Below are 6,779 nucleotides of genomic sequence, written 5' to 3' on the forward strand. Positions count from 1 at the left end.
GATTCTCTTCCCTAAAGGTGGCGAGGCGTCGTATATCAGCCCGTTGGCGCGAGTGCGACGGCTGAGATATAGTCGGGACAGCGGGACCTTGGGCCCGACCGATTTCGACGGCGGAGGATGGGCGACCGGCAGGGCGCCGCCGAGCCGCTCCCGTCGACCTTCGGTTCGGACTCCTAGAATTTGTCAGGGATAAGTGGAAACCGGTTATCCCGAAAAGACAAACGAAATAAGAGAAGTCTAGAGCCGGTCGGGTTCGGAATGAACCGGACAGGCTCTAGGGGACGGGCGGTCTTTCTGGAAGTGGATGCGGCGTGAAATATGTGAGTTCCCGGGGCGAGGCTCCGGTGCTGGGCTTTGCGGACGTTCTCCTGGCGGGCTTGGCGTCCGACGGCGGCCTCTACGTGCCGGAACAATGGCCGAGCTTTAGCGCGGACGAGATCCGCGCCTTTCGCGGCAAGCCCTATGCGGACGTGGCGCTGGCCCTCCTCTCGCCCTTCGTCGGCGACGAGATCGCGCCCGCCGAACTGAAGCGCATGGTCGACGAGGCCTATGCGACCTTCGCCCATCCGGCGGTAGCGCCCCTCGTCCAGATCGGCCCCCAGCATTTCGTGCTGGAGCTCTTCCACGGCCCGACGCTCGCCTTCAAGGACGTCGCCATGCAGCTGCTCGCGCGCCTCATGGACCATGTCCTGAAGGAGCGGGGCCTTCGCGCCACGATCGTCGGCGCGACCTCCGGCGACACGGGCGGCGCGGCGATCGCGGCCTTCTCGGCGAGCGAGCGGACCGACATCTTCATCCTCTTCCCACACGGCCGCGTCTCGCCCGTGCAGCAGCGCCAGATGACGACATCGGGCGCCGCCAACGTCCACGCGCTCGCCGTCGACGGCACGTTCGACGACTGCCAGTCGCTCGTCAAAGCCATGTTCAACGACCAGCGCTTCCGCACGGAATCGCAGCTGTCGGGCGTGAACTCGATCAACTGGGCCCGCATCATGGCCCAGATCGTCTACTACTTCACCGCCGCCGTCAGCCTCGGCGCGCCCGATCGGGCGATCTCCTTCACCGTGCCCACCGGCAATTTCGGCGACGTCTTCGCCGGCTACGGCGCCAAGCGCATGGGCCTTCCCGTCGACAAGCTGGTCATCGCGACCAATGCCAACGACATTCTGGCGCGCACGCTGGAGAGCGGGCGCTACGAGATGACCGGCGTCCACGCCACGACCTCGCCCTCGATGGACATCCAGATCTCGTCCAACTTTGAGCGTCTTCTCTTCGAGGCGAGCGGGCGGGATGCCGAGACCGTGCGCCGCCTGATGCAGCAGCTCGGCCAGTCCGGCAGCTTCACGCTACCCGACGACATGCTGGCGGCGATCCGCGCCGAGTTCGTGGCCGACCGGACGGACGAGGCGGGCACCGCGATCACCATCCGCGAGGTTCTCGGCACGACCGCCTATCTCCTCGATCCGCACACGGCCGTCGCCGTGCGCGTCGGCGAGCACCATGCGTCGGACACGCCGATGGTGACGCTCGGCACCGCCCATCCCGCGAAGTTCCCGGCCGCCGTCAAGGCCGCCTGCGGCCGCGAGCCGGCTCTGCCGCCAGTCCATTCCGGCCTCATGGGCCGGACGGAATGCTTCGACCGCATCGCCGCCGACCTCGACGCCGTCGAGGCCTATATCAGGGACCGGAGCCGCGCGGTCCGGACGGGAGCCGCCGCATGAGCGCCAATGTCGAGATTTCCCGCCTGTCGAACGGCCTGACCGTCGCGACCGAGACCATGCCGCATCTGGAAAGCGCGGCGCTCGGCATCTGGGTCAAGGCGGGCGCGCGCGACGAGCTGCCCGGCGAGCACGGCATCGCCCATCTTCTCGAACACATGGCCTTCAAGGGCACCTCGAAGCGCACCGCGCGCCAGATCGCCGAGGAGATCGAGAATGTCGGCGGCGAGCTGAACGCGGCGACCTCGGTCGAGACCACGTCCTACTACGCCCGCGTGATGAAGGACGACGTGCCGCTGGCGCTCGACATTCTCGGCGACATCCTGCTCGATTCCAACTTCGATCCCGAGGAGCTGGAGCGCGAGCAGCAGGTCATCCTGCAGGAGATCGGCGCGGCGGAGGACACGCCGGACGACATCGTCTTCGACCATTTCCAGGAGACGGCCTTCCGCGACCAAATCATCGGCCGCCCGATTCTGGGCACCCGCCAGACGGTGAAGGGCTTCACGCCCGAGAGCCTGCGCTCCTATCTGGCGCGCCACTACACGCCCGACCGGATGATCGTCTGCGCCGCCGGCGCGGTTTCCCATCAGGACATTCTCGACCGCGTCACCGCTTCCTTCGGCGGCATCGGCGCCTCGGCCGTGCCTATGCTGAAGCCCGAGCGCACGCCGGCCCTCTACACGGGCGGCGAGTTCCGCCAGACGCGCGACCTCATGGACGCGCAGATGGTGCTCGGCTTCGAGGGCAAGGCCTATTACGCCAAGGACTTCTACGCGAGCCAGGTCCTCTCGCTGATTCTGGGCGGCGGCATGTCCTCGCGCCTCTTCCAGGAGGTCCGCGAGACGCGCGGCCTCTGCTACGCGATCTACGCCTTCCACTGGAGCTTCTCCGACTCAGGGATCTTCGGCGTCCATGCCGCGACCGGCGAGGAGGAGCTGGCCGAGCTCGCGCCCGTGATCGCACAGGAGCTGGTCCGCGCCGCCGACGGCATCTCCATGGAGGAGGTCGTGCGCGCCCGCGCGCAGATGCGCTCCAGCCTCCTGATGAGCCAGGAGAGCCCCGCCTCCCGCGCCGGGCAGATCGCGCGCCAGATCCTCTTCAACGGCACGACCATCTCCAACACCGAACTGATGGACCGGCTGACCGCCATCACGCCCGAGCGTCTTTCCGATCTCGCCGGACGAACCTTCGTCGGTCAGGCGCCGACGCTGGCCGCCATCGGGCCGATCGACCGCCTTCCGACGCTCGAAGCGCTGGGTGCCCAGTTCGCGGCCGATGCCGGCCCTGTGCCTGTGCCCGGAACCAGAGCGGCCGCGCGCCGCTGACGCGACGGGCAGGACGGACGCGATGGGTCTCCTCGACCGCTGGCTGGCGCCCTCCCTCCCGCGCATCGAGGGCGCGGGCGTGGTCCTGCGCCTGCCGCAGGAGCGCGACTACGAGGCCTGGCGGAGCCTTCGCGAGGCAAGCCGGGGGTTCCTGACGCCCTGGGAGCCGCTCTGGACGGCGGACGAGCTGTCCCGGCGCGCCTTCCGCCAGCGTCTCCTGCGCTATCGCCAGGACGCGCGCGAGCGCTCCGCCTACACGCTCTTCCTCTTCGAGGCCGCGACGGGCACGCTTCTGGGCGGGATAACGGTCGGCCAGATCCGGCGGGGGGTCGCGCAGTCCTGCACGCTCGGCTACTGGATGGGCGAGGTTCATGCCGGGTCCGGCTGGATGTACCGGGCGGTCGAGGCGCTGAAGCCCTTCATCTTCGAGGTCGAGGGCCTGCACCGCATCGAGGCCGCCTGCCTTCCCTCCAACGAGCGATCGATCCGTCTCCTTGAAAAATCCGGTTTTCGCCGCGAGGGCTATCTGCGAAACTATCTCAAGATCGCAGGCCACTGGGAGGATCACCATCTCTATTCGCATCTCGCCGAAGACCGGACGCGCCCCGGCGCGGCTCCTCGCCTCCAGCGCGAGGCCCAGAGAGGATCGGTCGATCGGCGGACGGATGCCTGAGGTCCGGCTGATCCCATTGTCCCGTCCGACATCGCGGTCCCGTTCGACATCGCGGCCCGGATGCACCCCGTGCTGAAGCCAGCCCTTTCGCGCCTCCTGTCGCTGCTCGTCCTCGTCGCGGGCCTTCTCGGCACGTTCGGCGGCCACGCGTTCGCGCTGGAGCCGGTCGCCATCGCGCGCGACGACGTGGCGATCGACCTCCTGCCGGCCGTCGACGTCTATCGCGGCCGCGGCGCCTCCTTCCAGGTCTCGACCGTTCCGGGCTCGGACGGCATCGTCCGGCGCATCGAGGTCGAGGCGAACTCGCCGACCTCGTCGGGCGACTGGGCCGTCTTCGCGCTCGCCAACAACACCGACGTCCAGATCGACCGGCTGATCGTCGCGCCGAACTTCAAGCTCGCCGGCTCCGGCGTCATCTGGCCCGACCTCGGCTCGCAGCGCATCGCCTCGATCACGCCCTCGGAGGGCTTCGCGCTCGACCGCCAGCCGAACCCGGAGGCGGACGTCTTCCTCGTCACGCTCGACCCCGGCTCCACCGTCACCTTCGTCGCGGAACTTGCCTCCTCGCGCGGCCTGCCCGAGCTGCGGCTCTGGGAGCCCAACGCCTACAAGGACACGATCAACGCCTACACGCTCTATCGCGGCATCGTGCTCGGCATCGCCGGCCTGCTCGCGGTCTTCCTGACGATCCTCTTCGTCGTGAAGGGCTCGCCCATGTTCCCGGCGACCGCCGCGCTCGCCTGGGCCGTCCTCGCCTATATCTGCATCGACTTCGACTTCTGGCAGAAGCTCGTGCCGATCATGCCGGGCCAGGAGCGCATCTGGCGAGCCGGCACGGAGGTCGCCCTCGCCTTCACCCTCGTCGTCTTCCTCTACGCCTATCTGAACCTCAACCGATGGCACGGCATCCTGTCGGCCTTCACCATCCTCTGGCTGACCGGCCTTCTCGCCCTCGGCGTCGCGGCGGTCTTCGATCCCCCCGTCGCGGCCGGCATCGCGCGCCTGTCGCTGGCGGTGACGGCCGGCATGGGCCTCGTCCTCATCCTCTATTTCACCTGGCTGCGCTTCGACCGCGCGATCATGCTGATACCGACCTGGTCGCTGGTGATCCTCTGGCTCTTCGGCGGCTGGATGACGGTGACGGGCCAGCTCGTGAACGACGTGATCCAGCCGGCCCTCGGCGGCGGGCTCGTGCTCATCGTCCTCCTCATCGGCTTCACGGTCATGCAGCACGCCTTCGCCGGCGGCGGCTTTGCCGGCGGCGCGATCTCGGAGCTGGAGCGCCGCTCGCTGGCGCTCACCGGCACGGGCGACGCGATCTGGGACTGGGACGTGGCGCGCGACCGCATCTTCGCCGGCGCCGACGGCGACAGTCTCGGCACCCTGCCCTTTTCCGAAATGAACGGCCCGGCCCGCGACTGGCTGCCGATCCTCCATCCCGACGACCGCGACCGCTTCAAGCTGACGCTGGACACGATCGTCGAGCATCGCCGCGGCCGCATCACCCAGGATTTCCGCGTGCGCGGCCGCGAGGGCCACTATCACTGGGTCTCGCTGCGCGCCCGGCCCGTGCTCGGCTCCGACGGCGAGGTCGTGCGCTGCGTCGGCACGATGAAGGACGTGACCGAGCACAAGAAGGCCGAGGAGCGCCTGCTCCACGACGCGCTGCACGACCAGCTGACGGGCCTGCCCAATCGCGAGCTGTTCATCGACCGGCTGGAATCGATCGGCGCCCTGGCGACGACGCGGCCCGACGTGAAGCCGAGCGTCATCCTCATCGACATCGACCGCTTCCGGCAGGTGAACGACGACTACGGCATCGCCACCGGCGACACGATCCTCCTCACCGTCGGCCGCCGGCTGAAGCGCGTCCTCAAATCGCAGGACACGCTGGCCCGCCTCAACGGCGACAAGTTCGGCCTGATCCTCACCTCCGAGACGGACGTCGCCGCCATCGTCGCCTTCGCGGAATCGCTGCGCGAGGCGATCAAGGCGCCGATCTCCTTCGGCGGCCGCGAGATCATCCTCACCGGCTCGCTCGGCATCACCGGCTGGAGCGAGGGGGCGAACCCGGAGGACGTGATCAAGGAAGCCGAGCTTGCCATGTACCAGTCCAAGCGCCTCGGCGGGGACCGGATCGAGCCCTTCCGGCCCGCCTACAAGACCGCCGGCTCCGGGCGCCTGGAGATGGAATCCGATCTTCGCCGCGCCTTCGGCCGCAACGAGCTTTCCCTCGCCTTCCAGCCCGTCGTGCGGCTGGAGGACGGGGACACGGCGGGCTTCGAGGCGCTGCTGCGCTGGGAGCACCCCAAGCGCGGCGCCATCTCGCCGGCCGAGTTCATCCCGATCGCCGAAAGCTCTGGCCTGATCGTCCAGCTCGGCCAGTTCGCGCTGGAAGAGGCCGTGCGCCGCCTCTCCGACTGGCACAAGATGACGGGCGATCCGACGCTCACCGTCTCGGTCAACATTTCCAGCCGCCAGCTGATCCGGCAGGACCTTCTCAACGACGTTGCGGCCGTCCTCGCGAGATTCGAGGTGCCGCCGGCATCCTTGAAGCTGGAGGTGACGGAATCCCTCGTGATGGACAATCCCGAGCGCTCCGCCCAGCTTTTGACCAAGCTGCGCGAGATGGGCGTCGGCCTGTCGCTCGACGATTTCGGCACCGGCTATTCCTCGCTCGCCTATCTCATGCGCTTCCCCTTCGACACGCTGAAGATCGACCAGTCCTTCCTGCGCGACGACGGCCGTCCGCAGCGGCCGATCATCCTCCAGTCGATCGTGACCATGGCGCACGATCTCGGCCTCTCCGTCGTGGCGGAGGGCGTGGAGACCGAGGAGGACGCGGTGCGCCTGCGTCAGCTCAACTGCGAATATGCGCAGAGCTACATGTTCTCGCCGCCCCTCACCCCGGACGTCGCGCGGCGCAGGCTCCAGGACCGCTCGGTCGGCTTCAAGCGCGCGGGCTAGGCCGGATCGACATTCAGGATTCCCAATCGGGTTGATCGCTGATTCATAGGGTTCCGTGTTGCGACACGGAGCTTTGGATGGCGACCAAGCGGT

4 protein-coding genes are annotated in these 6,779 nt (G+C 68.2%); all 4 read left to right on the forward strand.

Annotated features, from left to right (window positions below; genetic code table 11):
• Window positions 1-311 precede the first annotated feature (311 nt).
• The 4 genes from thrC to ASG62_RS05135 are packed head-to-tail and all read left to right on the forward strand — an operon-like array spanning window position 312 to window position 6,686.
• Window positions 312-1,721 carry a threonine synthase gene (thrC, locus tag ASG62_RS05120; RefSeq protein ID WP_056699776.1) on the forward strand — a complete coding sequence of 470 codons (1,410 nt, stop codon included), beginning with the start codon at window positions 312-314 and terminating at the stop codon, window positions 1,719-1,721.
• On the forward strand, window positions 1,718-3,046 hold the full coding sequence (locus tag ASG62_RS05125; RefSeq protein WP_056699779.1) for a M16 family metallopeptidase: 1,329 nt from the start codon (window positions 1,718-1,720) through the stop codon (window positions 3,044-3,046). Before thrC ends, ASG62_RS05125 begins: the two co-directional genes overlap by 4 nt.
• Window positions 3,047-3,068: 22 nt before the next feature.
• Window positions 3,069-3,719 carry a GNAT family N-acetyltransferase gene (locus ASG62_RS05130; protein WP_056699782.1) on the forward strand — a complete coding sequence of 217 codons (651 nt, stop codon included), beginning with the start codon at window positions 3,069-3,071 and terminating at the stop codon, window positions 3,717-3,719.
• A gap of 60 nt (window positions 3,720-3,779) precedes the next feature.
• Window positions 3,780-6,686 carry a sensor domain-containing phosphodiesterase gene (locus ASG62_RS05135; RefSeq protein ID WP_056699784.1) on the forward strand — a complete coding sequence of 969 codons (2,907 nt, stop codon included), beginning with the start codon at window positions 3,780-3,782 and terminating at the stop codon, window positions 6,684-6,686.
• The last annotated feature ends 93 nt before the right edge of the window (window positions 6,687-6,779 follow it).

The sequence above is a fragment of the Aureimonas sp. Leaf427 genome, assembly GCF_001425485.1.
Taxonomy (GTDB): Bacteria; Pseudomonadota; Alphaproteobacteria; order Rhizobiales; family Rhizobiaceae; genus Plantimonas.